Origin of the sequence: Brucella ciceri, from assembly GCF_041930145.1 — a bacterium.
Classification (GTDB): domain Bacteria; phylum Pseudomonadota; class Alphaproteobacteria; order Rhizobiales; family Rhizobiaceae; genus Brucella; species Brucella intermedia.
The window spans coordinates 116,525-133,059 of the sequence record NZ_JBHEEV010000002.1 but is presented as its reverse complement, the minus strand read 5'-3'; the positions used below and the strand labels follow the sequence as shown (position 1 = coordinate 133,059).

The following is a 16,535-nucleotide window of genomic DNA, read 5'->3' as shown; positions in this document are numbered from 1 at the left end:
TCAGGCCAGATAGGTATTGGCGAGAATGTAGCCCCAGACGGCAACGACGAACACAATGGAGATCAGGACAGCAAGCGACCCGCAGTCCTTTGCAATCTGGATCTCCTTGTGAAAATCCCGGGAAACGGCATCACAAGTCGCCTCGATACCGGTGTTCAATACTTCCACGAGGAGAAGAAACAGGATCGAGCCGACCATGAAGAGGAAAGCGAGCCAGGTCGGAGCAAGAAAGTACGCCACCGGCAACGACAGAAGAAACAGCACCAATTCCTGTTGGACGGCCTTTTCATGTCCCGCGAGATATTTCAGTGCCCGCATGGAGTTGAGAAAAGCCAGAAAAATGCGCTGCATGAATACCCCCAATATGATCGGTCACGGCAATCAATAGGCGAGTTTTCCTGAAAAGCAACAGGGTGGAGATCGAAATCGCCACGTTACCTGCCCATAGGCGTGCACCCTCGATGTTGCTTCGATTACATAAGTAATTACATCTAAATAGGGAAAATATAATCAGCTAACAGCAACCTACCATCAAAATAGTTGCCGGAATATTTTTGGAGTATATCAAAACTACAAAGTTTCGTATGTATTGAATGTCAACTTCAAGGAAAGATTTATGTTTAAAAAAGCATTATTTGTTACATTCGTTTCCACATTGACAATTCTTTCCGTCGAAAAAAGCTACTCCAATGAAGGGCAGCAATTCGCCGACAGCAAATCACAATCCTGCGTGAAATACGCCACCATACAGTGCAAACCGTTCGAGAAAAGCCCCATACATGCACAATGTATAGATCAAAAATACAATGAATGCATGAGCAAGTAATTTTAATAGTATTTAGAAGATAATAATGGATGTGCGTTTTGATGCTCAACATCAAAACGCACTATCTTTGCAGGATCAGGCGATTTCCGCCAGTTGGGCAGTTCCAGCATCGCGCTCCTTCTTGAGGAGTTCAGCCAGCAGAAACGCCAGTTCCAGCGCCTGATCGGCGTTCAAACGTGGGTCGCAATGCGTATGGTAGCGATCATGCAGATCCTCGGCCGAGATCGCACGTGCGCCGCCTGTGCATTCCGTTACGTTCTTACCGGTCATTTCGACATGGATGCCGCCCGGATGCGTGCCTTCGGCACGATGGATCGCGAAGAAAGATTCCACTTCCTTGAGGATACGGTCGAACGGACGGGTCTTGTAGCCGCCAGCGGTGATCGTGTTGCCGTGCATGGGGTCGCATGACCATACGACCTTACGGCCTTCCTTCTCGACAGCACGAATAAGCTGCGGCAGGTGATCGCCGACCTTATCGTAACCAAAGCGCGCAATCAGCGTCAGGCGACCTGCTTCATTTTCGGGATTCAGAAGATCGATCAGGCGGATGAGATCATCCGGCTGCAAAGACGGGCCGCATTTGAGACCAAGCGGATTCTTGATGCCGCGGCAGTATTCAATATGCGCGTGATCGGCCTGGCGGGTGCGGTCGCCGATCCAGATCATGTGACCGGACGTGCCATACCAATCCCCAGAGGTCGAGTCGACACGGGTCAGCGCTTCCTCATACCCAAGAAGCAGCGCTTCATGGCTGGTGTAGAAATCGGTTTCGCGCAACGAATGATTGCTGTCAGCCGTAATCCCGATTGCACGCATGAAGTTCATGGTTTCGGAAATACGCTGGGCCAAAGCTGCATAGCGTTCTGCCTGTGGGCTTTTGCCGACGAAGCCGAGCATCCACTGGTGAACGTTCTCCAGATTTGCGTAGCCGCCCTGAGCGAAAGCGCGCAGCAGATTGAGCGTCGCCGCCGACTGACGGTATGCCATGTCCTGCCGCTGAGGATCGGGTGTGCGCGAAGCTGAATCAAATTCGATCCCGTTGATGATGTCACCACGGTAAGATGGCAGTTCTACGCCATTCAGCGTTTCCATGTCGGACGAACGCGGCTTGGCGAACTGACCAGCGATACGGCCAACCTTCACAACAGGCTTCGATGCGCCAAATGTAAGCACGACGGCCATCTGAAGGAACACACGGAAAAAGTCGCGGATATTGTCCGCGCCGTGTTCCGCAAAACTTTCGGCGCAATCACCGCCCTGAAGCAGAAATGCCTTGCCCTCCGCAACCTCGGCCAACTGCTGCTTGAGCTTGCGCGCTTCACCTGCAAAAACCAGCGGCGGATAGGTACGAAGACGGGCCTCAACGTCGTTCAGAGCCTGTGCGTCCGGATAAAACGGCACTTGCTTGATCGGTTTGCTTCTCCAGGAATGCGGGGTCCAGTTCTTCGTCATTTGAGCACCTGTTTGCTTCTATCCGCTCGATTTCTCTCGGATTATATCCTCCTTGCACGAAAGCCGGAATTCCTTAACGGACAGCCCCATCTGACAAAGATGACAGCATATCCCGGAAAACCGGCGTGCGTGATCGCGCTGATATAATGCAGGCTGAAACTTTATGCCAGCAATATTCGTTAACCGAAGAAACCGGCTGCGAAAGATTTATCCATCGACTTTCTCACCATTCACAACCCGATAGGTCGGCTTGTACATGGTGACCAGTTCTTCGGCCGCAGTCGGATGAACCGCCATCGTGCGATTGAAGTCATCCTTGGTCGCGCCAGCCTTGAGCGAAATGCCCAGAAGCTGGGCCATTTCACCAGCATCCGGCCCCATGATATGGGCGCCGATCACACGGCGGCTTGCTGCATCCACGATGAGCTTCATCAGCATTTTCTCGTTTCGACCGGAAAGCGTGTTCTTCATCGGACGGAACAGTGCTCTGTAGACTTCAAGCTCCGGATACTTCTTCGCAGCCTCATCTTCGGGCAGGCCGACAGTACCGATTTCCGGCTGCGAGAAGACGGCCGTCGCGATCAGTTCATGATCCGGCTTCGTCGGATTGTCCTTGAAGGCTGTCTCGAGAAAGCACATTGCTTCATGGATTGCCACGGGCGTCAGCTGGACACGGTTCGTAACGTCGCCCACTGCCCATATATTCGCGATATTGGTGCGTGAGTAATCATCCACAAGAATGGCGCCCAGCTCATCCGTCTTTACACCGGCCCTCTCCAGACCGAGACCAGTCGTGTTGGCTTTGCGCCCGATAGCCATCATTGCCTGACCGACTTCCAACGTGTCGCCATTATTCAGCGAAATCTTCAGGTTGCCGTCGGACTGCTTCTCTATTTTCTCGAAAACCGCTTCGCAAATGATACGGATGCCCTTTGCTTCCATGGTTTCGTGCAAGAGATGGCGCAAGTCGGGATCGAAACGGGAGAGAATTTCCTTGCCGCGATAGACGAGCGTGGTCTCGACGCCAAGACCATGGAATATGTTCGCGAACTCAACAGCGATATAACCGCCACCTGCGATGGCGATCGCTTTCGGCAACTCGGCGAGATGGAACGCTTCATTGGAACTGATGCAATATTCATGGCCCGGCATGGTTTCCGGCATCGTTGGATGACCGCCCGTCGCAATCAATATCTGGTCGGCCGTTATGCGGCGCCCCTCCGCCTTCAGTTCGACGGTATGCTCATCGATCAGTTCGGCACGGCTGGCGAAAATCTCGACCTCAGAATTCTGGAGCCCCTTGGTGTAGAGCCCCTCTAGCCGTGCAATCTCCTTGTCCTTGGCATCGATCAGCTTTTTCCAGTCGAATGTCGACGCACCAACATTCCAGCCGTAACCAGCAGCATCTTCGAAATGTTCGGGGAACTGCGAGGCATAGACAAACAGCTTCTTCGGGACGCACCCACGGATAACGCAAGTTCCGCCCATGCGATACTCTTCAGCAAGGGCGACTTTCTTACCCATCGCTCCGGCAAGGCGAGCAGCCCGGACCCCGCCGGACCCGCCGCCGATAACAAAAAGATCATAATCGAAGCCGGACATGGGATTCTCCAAAAACATTAGGTTGGCCGATATGTAGGCAAAAGAAAAAGCCCGGCCAAGTGACCGGGCTTTCAAATTCCGTGTTACCGCTAAAATTACTGCTGTGCAGGCTGCGCCGGAGCGGCAGCGGCGCCTGCCTGTGCGGCCAGAACTTCTGCCACGCTGGTTGCCAGATCGCGGGCGATGCCGTTCTGCCAGATATTGGCGGCCTTGACGACTTCACGTGTTACAATCGGGCCTTCCGACAAAAGCTTCTTGCCTGCAGACGACGTATAGAATGCTGCGATAGCCTTCAGTTCGTCTTCCGAAAAAGCCTTCGCGTAAGCGCGAGCGGATTCGGTTTCGAGATCTGCGCGGCGGGAAGCAAGAGCCAAAGCCTTGTCATCGACTGTCTTGGTGATGAGGGCTTCCAGATTCGGGTCCTTCTGAATCAGCTCGCCCTTCAGGGAGCGCGCCGCATTCGGAAGAATTTCGTCGAACTGCTCGGTGGCATTAATTGCAGAAATAGCAGCGCGGGCAGCTTCCAGATGAGCTTCAGAGATTTCCTGTGCCGATGCTGCGTGAATGCCCGACATCAGTACGAGCGCGGAAAACGGTGCAATCAGACGGCGAAAGCCAGTTGCCGGGATCATAAGTCAGTACTCCGTTCAATCAGTTCAAGACCGGTTCATGGTGCGGATGCCGTCGTTGCCGGCAATCACTGCCGCACGCGCGAGTCCGATGAAAAGTCCGTGCTCGACAACGCCTGGAATTGCGAAGAGAGCGTCAGATAGTGTCTTTGGATCGGGAATGCGGCCAAAAGATGCATCCACGATATAATGCCCACCATCTGTTACGAAGGGTGAGCCATCTTTTAAACGCAGTGCCAGCGGGCCTGCAAGGCCACACTTTGCAGCTGCTTCCTCGATAGCGCGTAAGGTCGCGCCAAGACCGAAGCGGTTGACTTCCACGGGCAGAGGAAAACGTCCGAGCGTCTCGACCACCTTGGAGCTGTCGGCAATGACGATCATTGCATCAGAGGCGGCAGCAACGATCTTTTCACGAAGAAGCGCCCCACCACCACCCTTGATGAGCGAGAGATTGGTATCGACTTCGTCCGCACCGTCAACCGTGAGATCGAGATGGGGCGTTTCGTCAAGCGTTGTAAGCGGAACTCCGAGTTCCTCACAAAGCTTGGCGGTACGTTCGGAAGTGGGCACGCCAATGATCTTGAAGCCGCCACTTCCCTTTTCAGCAAGCAGTCGCACAAACTCCTCGGCAGTTGAACCGGTACCGATTCCCAGACGCATTCCGTCCTTGACGTGTGTGAGTGCTTCTGCGGCGGCTGCAATTTTTAACTTGCGAGCTTCATCCATACCAAGTTCCCCGAAATCCCAGCGGATTCTCATTGTCATCCGGTTCGCCTCTAGCATGCGGGCGCGGCGCAACAAAGCTTCTATTCGAACTATGACGCAGAATTTCGGATTTTAAGCAAATCTGATCGCGAGGTTGAGCCGGGGACGACAATCAGATAGGAGTTCTCTATTCCCTATTTTCACATACGAGAAGCTAATGTCTGCTGCTAATCCCAAGCCCATCATCGTTTTCGATCTCGACGGAACCATCGTCGATACAGCACCAGACCTTCTCGATAGCCTCAATCACTGCCTGGCGATATCCGGACTGAAAACAGCCGACCGTGAATCGTTGCGCAAATTCGTGGGACAAGGCGGACGCGTCATGATCGAACGCGCATTCGCCGCGCAGCAGAAACAGGCTGACGAAGCGCAACTCGATAACCTCGTAGAAGAGTTCCGGGAACATTATGCGAATAATATGCCGGGGCATTCCACTTTCTTTCCAGGCGTACTGGACGCAATGGACCGCTTCTCCGCGAGCGGTTACGAACTGGCGGTCTGCACGAACAAATTCGAGGCCCTGTCGGTAAAACTCCTGACTTCGATGGGCGAAGCCACGCGATTTGCAGCGATCTGCGGGGCAGATACATTCGCTTATCGTAAACCCGATCCGCGTCACCTTACTGACACCATCGCACGTGCAGGTGGCAATCGCGAACGGGCCATAATGGTTGGCGACAGCCGCACCGACATCGACACTGCGAAAGCGGCTGGCATCCCAGTTGTTGCGGTCGATTTCGGATATACTGATCTGCCCGTGCATCATTATGGTCCTAGCCGCGTCATCTCGCATTTTGACGAGTTCACTCTCGAAATGGCTGGCGAACTTATCGCTGCCGTAACCGATCCAGTGTAACGGGAAGCAGAAAATGTCTACGCTGCGGATTCTAGTATCGGGCGCGATTTTCTTAGCCGCATTATCAACGGCGTCTGCGGATGATGGATCACCGGGTTTGCCCGGCGTGCAACCGCAAAAACCAATCGTGGCCGCTCCACCACCCGCTCCTGAACCGGATCAGGCACAAAGCGGCGACTGGAGAAATTTTCGTGTCGGCAATACCGACGTGTCGATTTCGGGCAGCATTAGCGTCGATGTCGGCACCGGAAACAGTCGCTCGTCCCGCCGCTAATTTCGGGAGGCTCGGGCCAGCGCCGACAGGACGGCTGGCAGTTGAGCGGGCAAATCTTCGGCGATAAGCCCATGACCGAAACGGCGGGCTGCGTCGGCATGTATCCACACAGCAGCACAGGCTCCCGCGAATGCGGGCATGCCCTGCGCAAGCAGGCCGCAAACAATTCCGGTCAGAACATCGCCTGATCCTGCCGTTGCAAGCAAAGGAGTTCCATTGGCGTTGACCACGGCCACCCCGCCGGGTTCCGCAATCACGCTATCAGGCCCTTTATATACAATGATAGCGTTGGCACGCTTTGCGGCCTCACGCGCCTTTTCAATTTTCGAGACCGCAGCCCTTGCAATATCGGGAAAAAGCCGTCGAAACTCGCCTTCATGCGGCGTCAGCACAAGTGACGACGGGGCATCCTGCCGACGATCGAAAAGCTCGTTTGGATTCTGCTCAAAGGCCGTGATTCCGTCAGCATCGAGGACCACTCCGTGGTATCCCTCTAGTCCGCCATCGGCGAGAAATAGTGCGTGCTCACGCGCAAATGCTGGATTCCCGTAGCCCGGACCGAGGACCGCCGCTGCAACCTTGCGCTCGGCGAAAAACTGCCGAACATCCTTCAAGCTGCGGGTTTCGCGAACCATGATGCTGGTCAGATTGGCAGCATTAATCGCCATCGCATCGGGCGGAGATAAAAGCGTAACCGCCCCTGCCCCAATGCGTGCTGCGGCGAGAGCCGAAAGACGCGCAGCGCCAGTCGAATGAGGGCCACCCGAAAACACGGCTGCGTGGCCGCGACTATATTTATAAGTTTCAACGCCCAGCACAGGAAGGGCACCTTCCCAAAGCTCGGGAGCATTTTCAAAAGTGTGGGGCTCGATGGCTGCAAGTATATGATCGGGAATGCCGATATCCGCGACGTGAAGCACCCCGCAATGCGCCCTTCCCGGCTGCAGCAGATGGCCGGGCTTCTTTCGAAAGAAAGTAACTGTGGCGCGCGCCCGGATCGCTGTTCCCAGAACTTCTCCGGTCTCACCCGATACGCCGCTAGGCAAATCAACAGCCACCACAGGCACGTCCAAACTGTTCAGCGCATCAATCGCAACGGCTTCGGATCCATTAATATCGCGGGCGAGCCCGGCACCGAATAAAGCATCGATCACGCCCCCAAAACTGACGGCTGAAAACTCACCCAGATTCGAGACAGGCCCCTTGTAAAAAAGCGATGCGCGCATGGCATCCGAACCTTTTTGCGGAGGAGCCGATGCAAAACATATGACCTCCAGACCGGCTTCCAGCAGAAGTTGGGCCGCGACATAGCCGTCACCACCATTATTGCCGGGGCCGCATAGAACCGCGACTGGCGAATTGCGGGCGAACATCCCTTGGGCAACCTCCGCGACGGCACGTCCTGCCGCCAACATCAGCGAAAAGCCATCCTTGATACCAGCCTTTATCGTCTGGCGATCCGCTTCTGCCATTTCCTTCGGGGTCAGCAACTCGTACATCGCGTACCTTTTGAACATAGGTGATTGGAGTGATTAAATACGCGGCAGCGGGCTTTATGCAAGCTTGCCTTCTTTTGAGGCGAAATGACTATTTTTTAGCCAGAAGATCCAGTTGAAAGAACCGCTTTTCTTGCGCGGCGCCAGAGTGGCGCTTGCACTAGCAACACGATTAGTGCCAATCTCCCTCCAGATGAAGGAAGTGGAAGAAAATTTTCACACCCCATTCAAACTGGCACAGTTCATGCTTCTCTATGGGTGAAGCGGGCACAATGCTCATTTCCGAAGAAGAGCGGAGACCATTCTCTGATGAAAAAGATCGAAGCCATCATAAAGCCCTTCAAGCTGGATGAAGTGAAGGAAGCCCTTCAGGAAGTCGGCTTGCAGGGGATCACTGTCATCGAAGCCAAGGGCTTCGGGCGACAGAAGGGTCATACCGAGCTTTACCGCGGCGCCGAATACGTCGTCGACTTTCTTCCCAAGGTGAAAGTTGAAGTCATCGTCGCAGACGAAACCGTGGACAGCGCTATTGAAGCCATCCGCAAGGCTGCCCAGACGGGACGCATCGGCGATGGCAAGATTTTCGTCTCCAACATCGAAGAAGTTATCCGTATCCGTACCGGTGAATCCGGCGTGGATGCCATCTGACAATACCTGCGTACAATCCATCGTCGTGCAAACAGGGAATTAATATGACGACTGCCAACGATATTCTGAAACAAATCAAAGACAACGACATCAAGTTTGTCGACCTTCGCTTCACCGATCCGAAGGGTAAGCTGCAGCACGTTACGATGGATATCGGTCTCGTCGACGAAGACATGTTTGTCGACGGCGTGATGTTCGACGGCTCTTCCATCGCCGGCTGGAAGGCAATCAACGAATCCGACATGGTTTTGATGCCGGACCCGACGACCGCCCATATCGATCCGTTCTTCGCTCAGTCTACACTCGTCATCCTTTGCGACATTCTCGACCCCGTTTCGGGCGAGGCCTATGGCCGCGATCCCCGCACGACCGCGAAGAAGGCCGAAGCCTACATGAAGTCGCTCGGTATCGGCGATACGGTCTATGTCGGTCCGGAAGCTGAATTCTTCGTCTTTGACGACGTGAAATACAAGGCCGACCCCTACAATACCGGTTTCAAGCTCGATTCGACTGAACTTCCGTCGAATGACGACACCGATTATGAAACAGGCAACCTTGGCCATCGTCCGCGTGTTAAGGGCGGCTATTTCCCGGTTCCGCCAATCGACAGCGCGCAGGACATGCGCTCGGAAATGCTGACCGTTCTCACCGAAATGGGTGTGACTGTCGAAAAGCATCACCATGAAGTGGCTTCTGCCCAGCACGAACTCGGCGTCAAATTCGACACGCTCGTGCGCAATGCAGACAAGATGCAGATCTACAAGTATGTCGTGCATCAGGTTGCCAATGCTTATGGCAAGACGGCGACCTTCATGCCGAAGCCTATCTTCGGTGACAACGGCTCGGGCATGCATGTCCACTTCTCGATCTGGAAAGAAGGCAAGCCGACCTTCGCTGGCAATGAATATGCTGGCCTGTCGGAAAACTGCCTCTATTTCATTGGCGGCGTCATCAAGCACGCAAAGGCCGTGAACGCATTCACCAATCCGTCAACCAACTCCTACAAGCGCCTGGTTCCAGGTTATGAAGCTCCGGTTCTGCTTGCCTATTCGGCTCGCAACCGTTCGGCCTCCTGCCGTATTCCGTTTGGCAACTCGCCGAAGTCCAAGCGTCTGGAAGTCCGCTTCCCTGACCCGGCTGCCAACCCTTATCTGTGCTTTGCTGCCCTGCTGATGGCTGGTCTTGACGGCATCAAGAACAAGATTCATCCGGGACAGGCCATGGACAAGGATCTTTACGATCTGCCCGCCAAGGAACTGAAGAAAATTCCAACCGTCTGTGGTTCCCTGCGCGAAGCCCTGCAGTCGCTCGACAAGGATCGTGAATTCCTCAAGGCCGGCGGTGTGTTCGACGACGATCAGATTGACAGCTTCATCGAACTCAAGATGGCCGAAGTGATGCGTTATGAAACGACGCCGCACCCGGTCGAGTACGACATGTATTACTCGGTTTAAAAAAATGCGCGGACGCCGGATCAGGTAGTCCGCGCGTTCTTTGCCTTCTACCTACCCCCCAAAAAAGAAACCCCGGCGACGCCGGGGTTTCTTTGTTCGACCAATGAAATAGATATGTTATTTAAAGGGCTGCGAGCACGCGGGCAGCCATCATCATTTCGATTTCACGGTTCCTGCGGCGCTCCACTGCTTCCGCATCGGCTCCCCAATGTTCGATGGTCCAATCCTCATCGATATGGGCCAGCTGCCAGCCTTGTTCTGCTGTCACTTCGTCTTTTGCTATAGCCAGTGCAATAATCGCTGACCCCGTCAGTGTCGTCATCGTATGCAGAGCCGCCAGTGCGATTGGATCCTTGAAAGCAGACAGATGCACACCAAAGGCTGCTATGGCTTCACGCGGCTGCTCAATATGCATTACACCTTCGGCGAGCGAAAACCGTGCGCCAAGCCCTTGCATCCAATCGATCAGCGGGTCCCATTGCTGCGTCTGCCGAGAAACGAGTTCCTGCGGACTGTCGGCGCGATAGCAAATCATATCCGTACCCGCAAAACGTAGAATATCCTCGAAAACCGCCTGCGGGTCCTGCGCAATTCCGTCGATTGCCGTATTGACCAAACGCGTTGCTGGCATTTTTCCGGGATCGATGACCTTTTCTTGAGCAGCAAATTCGTCCGCCACGATCTCGGCAGCTGCTTTCGTCGGCAACCTCAGCAGGCTACGCGCTGGCGTCTTGACCGGACGACCGTCCAGATGGACTGCAAAACCGCCTTCAACATCGGCTACTTCTGCTTTCTCGTAGAAACGTTTGGGCAGTTGCGCCAGCATCTGCTTTTGCGCACGCACGATGGGGTTCTCGTCGGAAAGCTGCTTTCCCGCTTCAAGATCACTCAGAATATCACGCATAGATTTATCCAGTTCTGTATCGCTGATTTGGCGGAAGGCTCAAACAACTAGAGGACCTGTTCGTCCATAGTCTGCAGCAATGCATGGAGTTCAGATGGCACTTCCAGAATATGATGGGCGCCAGCTTCGATCAGTCCCTGCCGATGATGATAACCCCAAGAGACGCCTGCGGCCATAGCGCCCGCCGAGCGTGCCATCTGCATATCATAAACAGCATCGCCGATAACAATCGTTCGATTGGGTTCTATTCCCATTTCAGCACAGGATTCAAGCACCATGGCCGGATGCGGCTTCGACGGACAGTCATCGGCGGTACGCGTGACCACGAAATGGTGCCCTATACCGTGACGTTCGAAAACAGAGCGGACGCCGCGCTGGGACTTGCCAGTTACGATACCGAGCAGAAGGTCATCCCTCGCCCCAAGCTCGCTCAGGAGCGGCAGAATTCCATCATAGAGCGGCTCTGCAAAGTCCGGCGCCTGTCGCAACATCACAAAGTTTTCCTTGTAGCGTTGGGTCAGCCAGTGGACCTGCTCGTCCGGTTCCCGATTCAACAGCTTCGCAATGGCAAGATGCAACGACAGGCCGATGATCGAATGCGTTTCCTCGATTGCAGGGGGTTCCAGACCAGCGTCGGCAAAACTGGTTGCCATGCATCTGTGAATGAAGTCACCGCTGTCGACGAGCGTTCCGTCGCAATCGAAGAGTACAAGTTTCATCGGGCGTTGGATACCTTTGCCGGCTTGTTGATAATCATCAGTCCGCAACCGATCAGCGCGAGAGCCGCAAATATTTTCCAGCTCAGTGGCTCGTTCAGGATGAGGCCGCTCAATAACACGCCGAAAGCAGGCGTGAGAAAGGCAAAGTTTGAAAGTTTCGACACGGGGTATCGGCGTACCATCCAGAACCAGAGCGGATAGGTAAATGCCACAACGAATACCGCCTGAAACAGGAAGGCTGATATGGACAAGACATCTGGGCTGCGAAGCAGCGGGCCACTCAACGAAATGAACGGCAACGGCACCAGTGTCGCAATCACCAACTGGTAAAGAAGTGTCTTTTCCGGCGCTGTATAGGCAAGCCGGGTCCGCTTGATGACCAGCGTGGTTAAACCCCACAACACACCAGACACCAGCGCTAGCATATCGCCATATATTGCATGCGGTCCCGGACGGCTGACATGATCGGAAAAGACCAGAAACACCCCCAGAAAGGCGATACACATGCCGATGAACGCGCGAACAGACATGCGTTCACCTAAAAGGAAATGACTGCCGATAGCGACCCAGAACGGCATGACATTCATCATGAGCGTTACACGTCCCACGCTTGTCAGCTCCATCGCCAGAAAAATCAGGACGAACTCGGTGCCGAACAGCAATCCGGCGGCTATTCCCGCCGCAAGCGTGCCATCACGCTTGAAAAGCGGGATACGGCGCCAACAACACCAGAGAAAGACACACATGCCGCCGAGCGCAGAACGTCCGGCCGCCATGAGCATAGGGTTGAAACCTTGATTGCCGATCTTGATGGCAACCTGATTAAGCCCCCAACTGAACATGATGAACACGACCAGCATGATGGCCAGCCCATCGAACGAAACTCGTCCTTCGGACGATCCCCCCGCTTCGCCTGACATTTTTAATCTTCCGCGCTTTCCTCGTCAAAGCCGAGCAGATTCCACGACTGCACCATGTGTGGCGGCAAAGGCGCCGTCACATCGATGATGCCGCCCGACGGGTTCGGAATGCGAATGCGGCGTGCATGAAGATGCAGCCGTTTCTGAATCCCGCCCGGAAACTCCCAATTCTGGTCAGCTTCAAAATATTTTGGATCACCGATAATTGGATGACCGATATAAGCCGCATGAACGCGCAGCTGATGGGTTCTGCCGGTATAGGGTTCCATCTCGAGCCAGGTCAGGTTGTTCCCTGCCTTCTCGATGATGCGATAATAAGAGACCGCATGATCGGAGTCCGGTTCGCCATGCTGGCAGACACGCATCTTGTCACCGTCGGGCGTCTGATCCTTGACCAGCCACGTGGAAATCTTGTCCTCGCGCTTGCGTGGAACACCTTTTACCAAAGCCCAATAGGTCTTCTTGGTATCGCGCTCACGAAAAGCGGCGGTTAACGCCTGTGCCGCGCTGCGGGTACGCGCCACGACCAGCACGCCTGACGTGTCACGGTCGATGCGGTGTACAAGACGCGGCTTTTCGCCCTTTTTGTTGCGCCATGCCTCCAGCATACCGTCGATATGTCGCGTTACGCCGGACCCGCCCTGCACAGCGAGACCTGCCGGCTTGTTGAAAACATACACTTTCGGGTCTTCGTACAGAAGCATCTGCGAAAGCACATCACCGTCCTGCTGGCTGCGGATTGTTCGCGCCGTAACCGGTCCAGTGGCTTTTTCATCGACGCCGAGCGGCGGAATGCGAACAGTCTGCCCGGCTTGAACACGTGTATCAGCCTTAGCCCGGGAGCCATCGATACGGATCTGGCCCGACCGCAGAAGTTTTTGCAGGTGACCGAAACCCAGGCCTGGATAATGGACCTTGAACCAGCGGTCGAGCCGCATGCCCGCCTCGCCTGTATCCACAATCTTCTGTTCAACGACTGCCATGGAGAAACCCGATCAACTCTTCCTAATACGGCGTGTACTAGCCCGCCGGTCATTTAGTCATCTCAATAGACGCGAGTTTCGCGGATTGCTAGGCGGAATTCCCGAAAACCGAAATTTGGCTGCTTTGAAGGAAACCGGTTCTCTTTCTCCAAAGAGTTTGATTTCCACGCATAAACTTCACGCTCGGTTACATACGTTTTTAATTTATGGTCGGTCTTGACACCCAATCGCCACTTCTTGTCGCCATCTGATATTGATAGAACAAGCGGGCTATACCATTTAGCCCGTGAATACACGAGCGGGAGTGCGAAAGTGTCATTGCTCAAAATCTACTGGCGAGCCATGGAATATCTTGCGGTCGAGAAGACTGCAACGATAACCATGTGCGTGGCCAGCGTCCTGGTTGCCCTGGTCACACTTGCCGAACCAATTCTGTTCGGTCGGGTCATTCAGGCTATCTCCGACAAGGGTGACATTTTCTCGCCCTTGGCGATGTGGGCTGCACTGGGCGGCTTCAACATTGTTGCCGCCGTCTTTGTGGCCCGCGGCGCAGACCGTCTCGCACACCGCCGCCGTTTGGGCGTGATGATCGATTCCTACGAGCGTCTCATCACGATGCCGCTTTCGTGGCACCAGAAGCGCGGCACATCCAACGCGCTCCATACGCTGATCCGCGCAACGGACTCGCTTTTCACCCTCTGGCTCGAATTCATGCGCCAGCATCTGACGACAATCGTTGCTTTGGCAACGCTTATTCCTGTCGCCATGAACATGGATATGCGCATGTCGCTGGTGCTTATCGTGCTCGGCGTCATCTATGTGATGATCGGGCAGTTGGTCATGCGCAAGACCAAGGACGGTCAGACAGCTGTCGAAAAGCACCACCACAAGCTTTTCGAGCATGTCAGCGATACGATCAGCAACGTCTCGGTCGTGCAGAGCTACAACCGCATTGCGTCGGAAACGCAATCCCTGCGCAATTATGCCAAGAATCTCGAGAAGGCGCAGTTTCCGGTTCTCAACTGGTGGGCACTTGCCAGCGGCCTGAATCGGATGGCCTCGACCTTCTCGATGGTGGTTGTCCTCGTCTTGGGCGCCTACTTCGTCACCAAGGGTCAGATGCGCGTCGGCGACGTGATCGCCTTTATCGGTTTTGCCCAGTTGATGATCGGCCGTCTCGATCAGATCAGCGCTTTCATCAATCAGACCGTAACCGCACGCGCCAAGCTTGAAGAATTCTTCCAAATGGAAGATGCGACTGCTGACCGTCAGGAACCGCAGGACGTTTCGGACCTCGCCGAGGTCAAGGGCGATATCGTTTTCGACAACGTTACCTTCGAGTTTCCGAACTCCGGTCAGGGCGTCTATGACGTGTCTTTCGAGATCAAGCCGGGGCAGACGGTGGCTATTGTCGGCCCGACCGGCGCGGGCAAGACCACGCTCATCAATCTGCTGCAACGGGTCTTCGATCCGGCAGCCGGTCGCATCACCATCGATGGAACCGATACGCGTACCGTCAGCCGTCGCTCCCTGCGTCATGCTATTGCGACGGTCTTTCAGGACGCCGGACTGTTCAATCGCTCTGTGGAAGAGAATATCCGCGTTGGGCGTGAAGACGCCACATCTGAAGAAGTGCACGCTGCCGCTCGCGCTGCTGCCGCCCACGACTTCATTCTGGCCAAGAGCGATGGCTACGATACCGTTGTCGGCGAACGTGGCTCGCAGCTTTCAGGCGGCGAACGCCAGCGTCTCGCGATTGCGCGTGCTATCCTGAAGGATTCGCCCATCCTCGTTCTTGACGAAGCCACGAGTGCGCTTGACGTCGAAACCGAGGAGAAGGTGAAACAGGCGGTGGACGATCTGAGCCATGACCGCACTACCTTCATCATCGCGCACCGTCTTTCGACGGTTCGCTCGGCCGATCTGGTCCTCTTCATGGACAAGGGACATCTGGTTGAAAGCGGCAGCTTCGATGAGCTTGCCGCACGCGGCGGTCGCTTCACCGACCTTCTGCGCGCTGGTGGTCTCAAGCTTGAAGACAAGGCTACCAAAGTCATCGAAGGTAGCAACGTCATGCCTTTCCCGACCAAAGGCGCAGTTGGCTAAAATCAGACATGTTGTAAGCGAAAAGCCCGCGGTGATCTCATCGCGGGCTTTTGCTTTTTACCAACACGCCTGAATTTAAATCGGCACCTCGAAGCGGAGTCCATCATATCCGGGCTCCACATTGTCCGGTGTCTCACGCATGACTGTCTCATAATCGAGCGGGACATGCATATGCGTAAGAACGGCGCGCTTGGGCGCCAGCTTCTCAATCCATTCGAGCGCCTCGCTGAGCGAGAAATGGCTTGGATGCGGGCGGTATTGCAATGCATCGATTATAAGGACATCGGCTCCGCCCAAATAGCTGATGCTTTGTTCGGGAAACGCGCTCACATCGGTGCAATAGACCACAGAACCGATGCGAAATCCGAGCGACTCGATATCGCCGTGCACCTGGCTGAATGGCTCAAAACGAATTGCACCGCCCGCGCCCGATATTGAAAACGGTGTTTCGGGGGCAATATCGTGCATGCTGAGGATCGGCGGATAGCTCGATCCGGCAGGTGTCTCAAAACAATAGCCGAAGGCCTCGAAGAGCCGATTACGCGTCAGCCGATTGGCATAAACATCCATCAGACGACGATTTTCGACGACGTAGGTGCGAAGATCGTCGATTCCATGAATATGGTCCGCGTGCGGGTGGGTGTAGACAGCCGCATCGAGGCTGTGTGCGCCCGCATCGATCATCTGGGCGCGGAAATCCGGACCCGTATCGATCACAACCGTTGTTCTCTTGCCGTCAATGTCAAACCGCTCAACCAGAAGCGATGCACGACGACGCCTGTTCTTTGGGTTTTCGGGATCGCAACTGCCCCAATCGCCATTGATGCGCGGGACGCCGGGAGAAGAGCCGCAACCCAGAAGCGTAAAGCGCAGGCAGTTTCGGGGAAAATTCACG

General features: G+C 54.9%; 16 protein-coding genes. 5 read left to right on the top strand and 11 right to left on the bottom strand.

The window, feature by feature from the left end; genetic code table 11:
• The 5 genes from JNC63_RS03825 to rpiA all read right to left on the bottom strand — a co-directional run bounded on the left by JNC63_RS03825 (position 1) and on the right by rpiA (position 5,238).
• A complete protein-coding gene (locus JNC63_RS03825; RefSeq protein WP_006470514.1) occupies positions 1-351 on the bottom strand; it encodes a diacylglycerol kinase in 351 nt (116 codons plus the stop codon).
• A 550-nt stretch (positions 352-901) separates the two neighbouring features.
• Complete coding sequence (locus tag JNC63_RS03820) at positions 902-2,281, bottom strand: class II 3-deoxy-7-phosphoheptulonate synthase (protein ID WP_021585187.1); 1,380 nt, start codon at positions 2,279-2,281, stop codon at positions 902-904.
• 207 nt (positions 2,282-2,488) lie between these two features.
• Positions 2,489-3,883, bottom strand: coding sequence for a glutathione-disulfide reductase (gene gor, locus JNC63_RS03815; RefSeq protein ID WP_063882268.1), 1,395 nt, complete (start codon positions 3,881-3,883; stop codon positions 2,489-2,491).
• Positions 3,884-3,978: 95 nt separating this feature from the next.
• Complete coding sequence (locus JNC63_RS03810; protein WP_006466887.1) at positions 3,979-4,515, bottom strand: DUF2059 domain-containing protein; 537 nt, start codon at positions 4,513-4,515, stop codon at positions 3,979-3,981.
• Positions 4,516-4,539: 24 nt separating this feature from the next.
• Positions 4,540-5,238, bottom strand: coding sequence for a ribose-5-phosphate isomerase RpiA (rpiA, locus tag JNC63_RS03805; RefSeq protein ID WP_063882408.1), 699 nt, complete (start codon positions 5,236-5,238; stop codon positions 4,540-4,542).
• A 196-nt stretch (positions 5,239-5,434) separates the two neighbouring features.
• Here rpiA and JNC63_RS03800 point away from each other — a divergent pair, with 196 nt between their 5' ends.
• Positions 5,435-6,136, top strand: coding sequence for an HAD family hydrolase (locus JNC63_RS03800; protein WP_063882266.1), 702 nt, complete (start codon positions 5,435-5,437; stop codon positions 6,134-6,136).
• A gap of 13 nt (positions 6,137-6,149) precedes the next feature.
• Positions 6,150-6,410, top strand: coding sequence for a hypothetical protein (locus JNC63_RS03795; RefSeq protein WP_100651947.1), 261 nt, complete (start codon positions 6,150-6,152; stop codon positions 6,408-6,410).
• Here the strand turns inward: JNC63_RS03795 and JNC63_RS03790 are convergent.
• The gene (locus JNC63_RS03790; RefSeq protein WP_063882265.1) at positions 6,407-7,909 is read right to left on the bottom strand and encodes an NAD(P)H-hydrate dehydratase; all 1,503 of its coding nucleotides are present in this window, start codon (positions 7,907-7,909) and stop codon (positions 6,407-6,409) included. The genes JNC63_RS03795 and JNC63_RS03790 overlap by 4 nt on opposite strands.
• A gap of 306 nt (positions 7,910-8,215) precedes the next feature.
• On the opposite strand from JNC63_RS03790, the gene JNC63_RS03785 reads away from it, so the two are divergent.
• Together JNC63_RS03785 and glnA are read left to right on the top strand one after the other, a co-directional pair.
• Complete coding sequence (locus JNC63_RS03785; RefSeq protein WP_002964122.1) at positions 8,216-8,554, top strand: P-II family nitrogen regulator; 339 nt, start codon at positions 8,216-8,218, stop codon at positions 8,552-8,554.
• Positions 8,555-8,598: 44 nt separating this feature from the next.
• On the top strand, positions 8,599-10,008 hold the full coding sequence (gene glnA, locus JNC63_RS03780) for a type I glutamate--ammonia ligase (RefSeq protein ID WP_006466891.1): 1,410 nt from the start codon (positions 8,599-8,601) through the stop codon (positions 10,006-10,008).
• 121 nt (positions 10,009-10,129) lie between these two features.
• Here the strand turns inward: glnA and JNC63_RS03775 are convergent, their stop codons facing one another.
• From JNC63_RS03775 to JNC63_RS03760, 4 genes are read right to left on the bottom strand one after another with little or no spacing between them, the layout of a single operon-like run.
• The gene (locus JNC63_RS03775; RefSeq protein ID WP_063882263.1) at positions 10,130-10,912 is read right to left on the bottom strand and encodes an ATP12 family chaperone protein; all 783 of its coding nucleotides are present in this window, start codon (positions 10,910-10,912) and stop codon (positions 10,130-10,132) included.
• 47 nt (positions 10,913-10,959) lie between these two features.
• On the bottom strand, positions 10,960-11,631 hold the full coding sequence (locus JNC63_RS03770) for an HAD-IA family hydrolase (RefSeq protein WP_063882261.1): 672 nt from the start codon (positions 11,629-11,631) through the stop codon (positions 10,960-10,962).
• Positions 11,628-12,551, bottom strand: a complete 924-nt coding sequence (locus JNC63_RS03765) for a DMT family transporter (protein ID WP_063882259.1) — start codon at positions 12,549-12,551, stop codon at positions 11,628-11,630. The genes JNC63_RS03770 and JNC63_RS03765 overlap by 4 nt, the downstream gene beginning before the upstream one ends.
• A 2-nt stretch (positions 12,552-12,553) precedes the next feature.
• Positions 12,554-13,534, bottom strand: a complete 981-nt coding sequence (locus JNC63_RS03760) for an RluA family pseudouridine synthase (protein WP_063882257.1) — start codon at positions 13,532-13,534, stop codon at positions 12,554-12,556.
• Positions 13,535-13,846: 312 nt separating this feature from the next.
• Between JNC63_RS03760 and JNC63_RS03755 the strand changes: the two genes are divergently transcribed.
• A complete protein-coding gene (locus JNC63_RS03755) occupies positions 13,847-15,640 on the top strand; it encodes a glucan ABC transporter ATP-binding protein/ permease (protein WP_063882255.1) in 1,794 nt (597 codons plus the stop codon).
• A gap of 75 nt (positions 15,641-15,715) precedes the next feature.
• On the opposite strand, the gene JNC63_RS03750 is transcribed toward JNC63_RS03755, so the two are convergent.
• Positions 15,716-16,534, bottom strand: coding sequence for an MBL fold metallo-hydrolase (locus tag JNC63_RS03750; protein ID WP_100651948.1), 819 nt, complete (start codon positions 16,532-16,534; stop codon positions 15,716-15,718).
• Position 16,535 lies beyond the last annotated feature (1 nt).

What these genes read in the sequence shown, in the direction of transcription:
- JNC63_RS03765 (WP_063882259.1), bottom strand. Translation starts at nt 12,551, where the DNA reads ATGTCAGGCGAAGCGGGGGGATCGTCCGAAGGACGAGTTTCGTTCGAT.
- JNC63_RS03785 (WP_002964122.1), top strand. Translation starts at nt 8,216, where the DNA reads ATGAAAAAGATCGAAGCCATCATAAAGCCCTTCAAGCTGGATGAAGTG.
- rpiA (WP_063882408.1), bottom strand. Translation starts at nt 5,238, where the DNA reads ATGGATGAAGCTCGCAAGTTAAAAATTGCAGCCGCCGCAGAAGCACTC.
- JNC63_RS03825 (WP_006470514.1), bottom strand. Translation starts at nt 351, where the DNA reads ATGCAGCGCATTTTTCTGGCTTTTCTCAACTCCATGCGGGCACTGAAA.
- JNC63_RS03760 (WP_063882257.1), bottom strand. Translation starts at nt 13,534, where the DNA reads ATGGCAGTCGTTGAACAGAAGATTGTGGATACAGGCGAGGCGGGCATG.
- JNC63_RS03790 (WP_063882265.1), bottom strand. Translation starts at nt 7,909, where the DNA reads ATGTACGAGTTGCTGACCCCGAAGGAAATGGCAGAAGCGGATCGCCAG.
- JNC63_RS03770 (WP_063882261.1), bottom strand. Translation starts at nt 11,631, where the DNA reads ATGAAACTTGTACTCTTCGATTGCGACGGAACGCTCGTCGACAGCGGT.
- JNC63_RS03820 (WP_021585187.1), bottom strand. Translation starts at nt 2,281, where the DNA reads ATGACGAAGAACTGGACCCCGCATTCCTGGAGAAGCAAACCGATCAAG.
- JNC63_RS03775 (WP_063882263.1), bottom strand. Translation starts at nt 10,912, where the DNA reads ATGCGTGATATTCTGAGTGATCTTGAAGCGGGAAAGCAGCTTTCCGAC.
- JNC63_RS03795 (WP_100651947.1), top strand. Translation starts at nt 6,150, where the DNA reads ATGTCTACGCTGCGGATTCTAGTATCGGGCGCGATTTTCTTAGCCGCA.
- gor (WP_063882268.1), bottom strand. Translation starts at nt 3,883, where the DNA reads ATGTCCGGCTTCGATTATGATCTTTTTGTTATCGGCGGCGGGTCCGGC.
- JNC63_RS03810 (WP_006466887.1), bottom strand. Translation starts at nt 4,515, where the DNA reads ATGATCCCGGCAACTGGCTTTCGCCGTCTGATTGCACCGTTTTCCGCG.
- JNC63_RS03800 (WP_063882266.1), top strand. Translation starts at nt 5,435, where the DNA reads ATGTCTGCTGCTAATCCCAAGCCCATCATCGTTTTCGATCTCGACGGA.
- glnA (WP_006466891.1), top strand. Translation starts at nt 8,599, where the DNA reads ATGACGACTGCCAACGATATTCTGAAACAAATCAAAGACAACGACATC.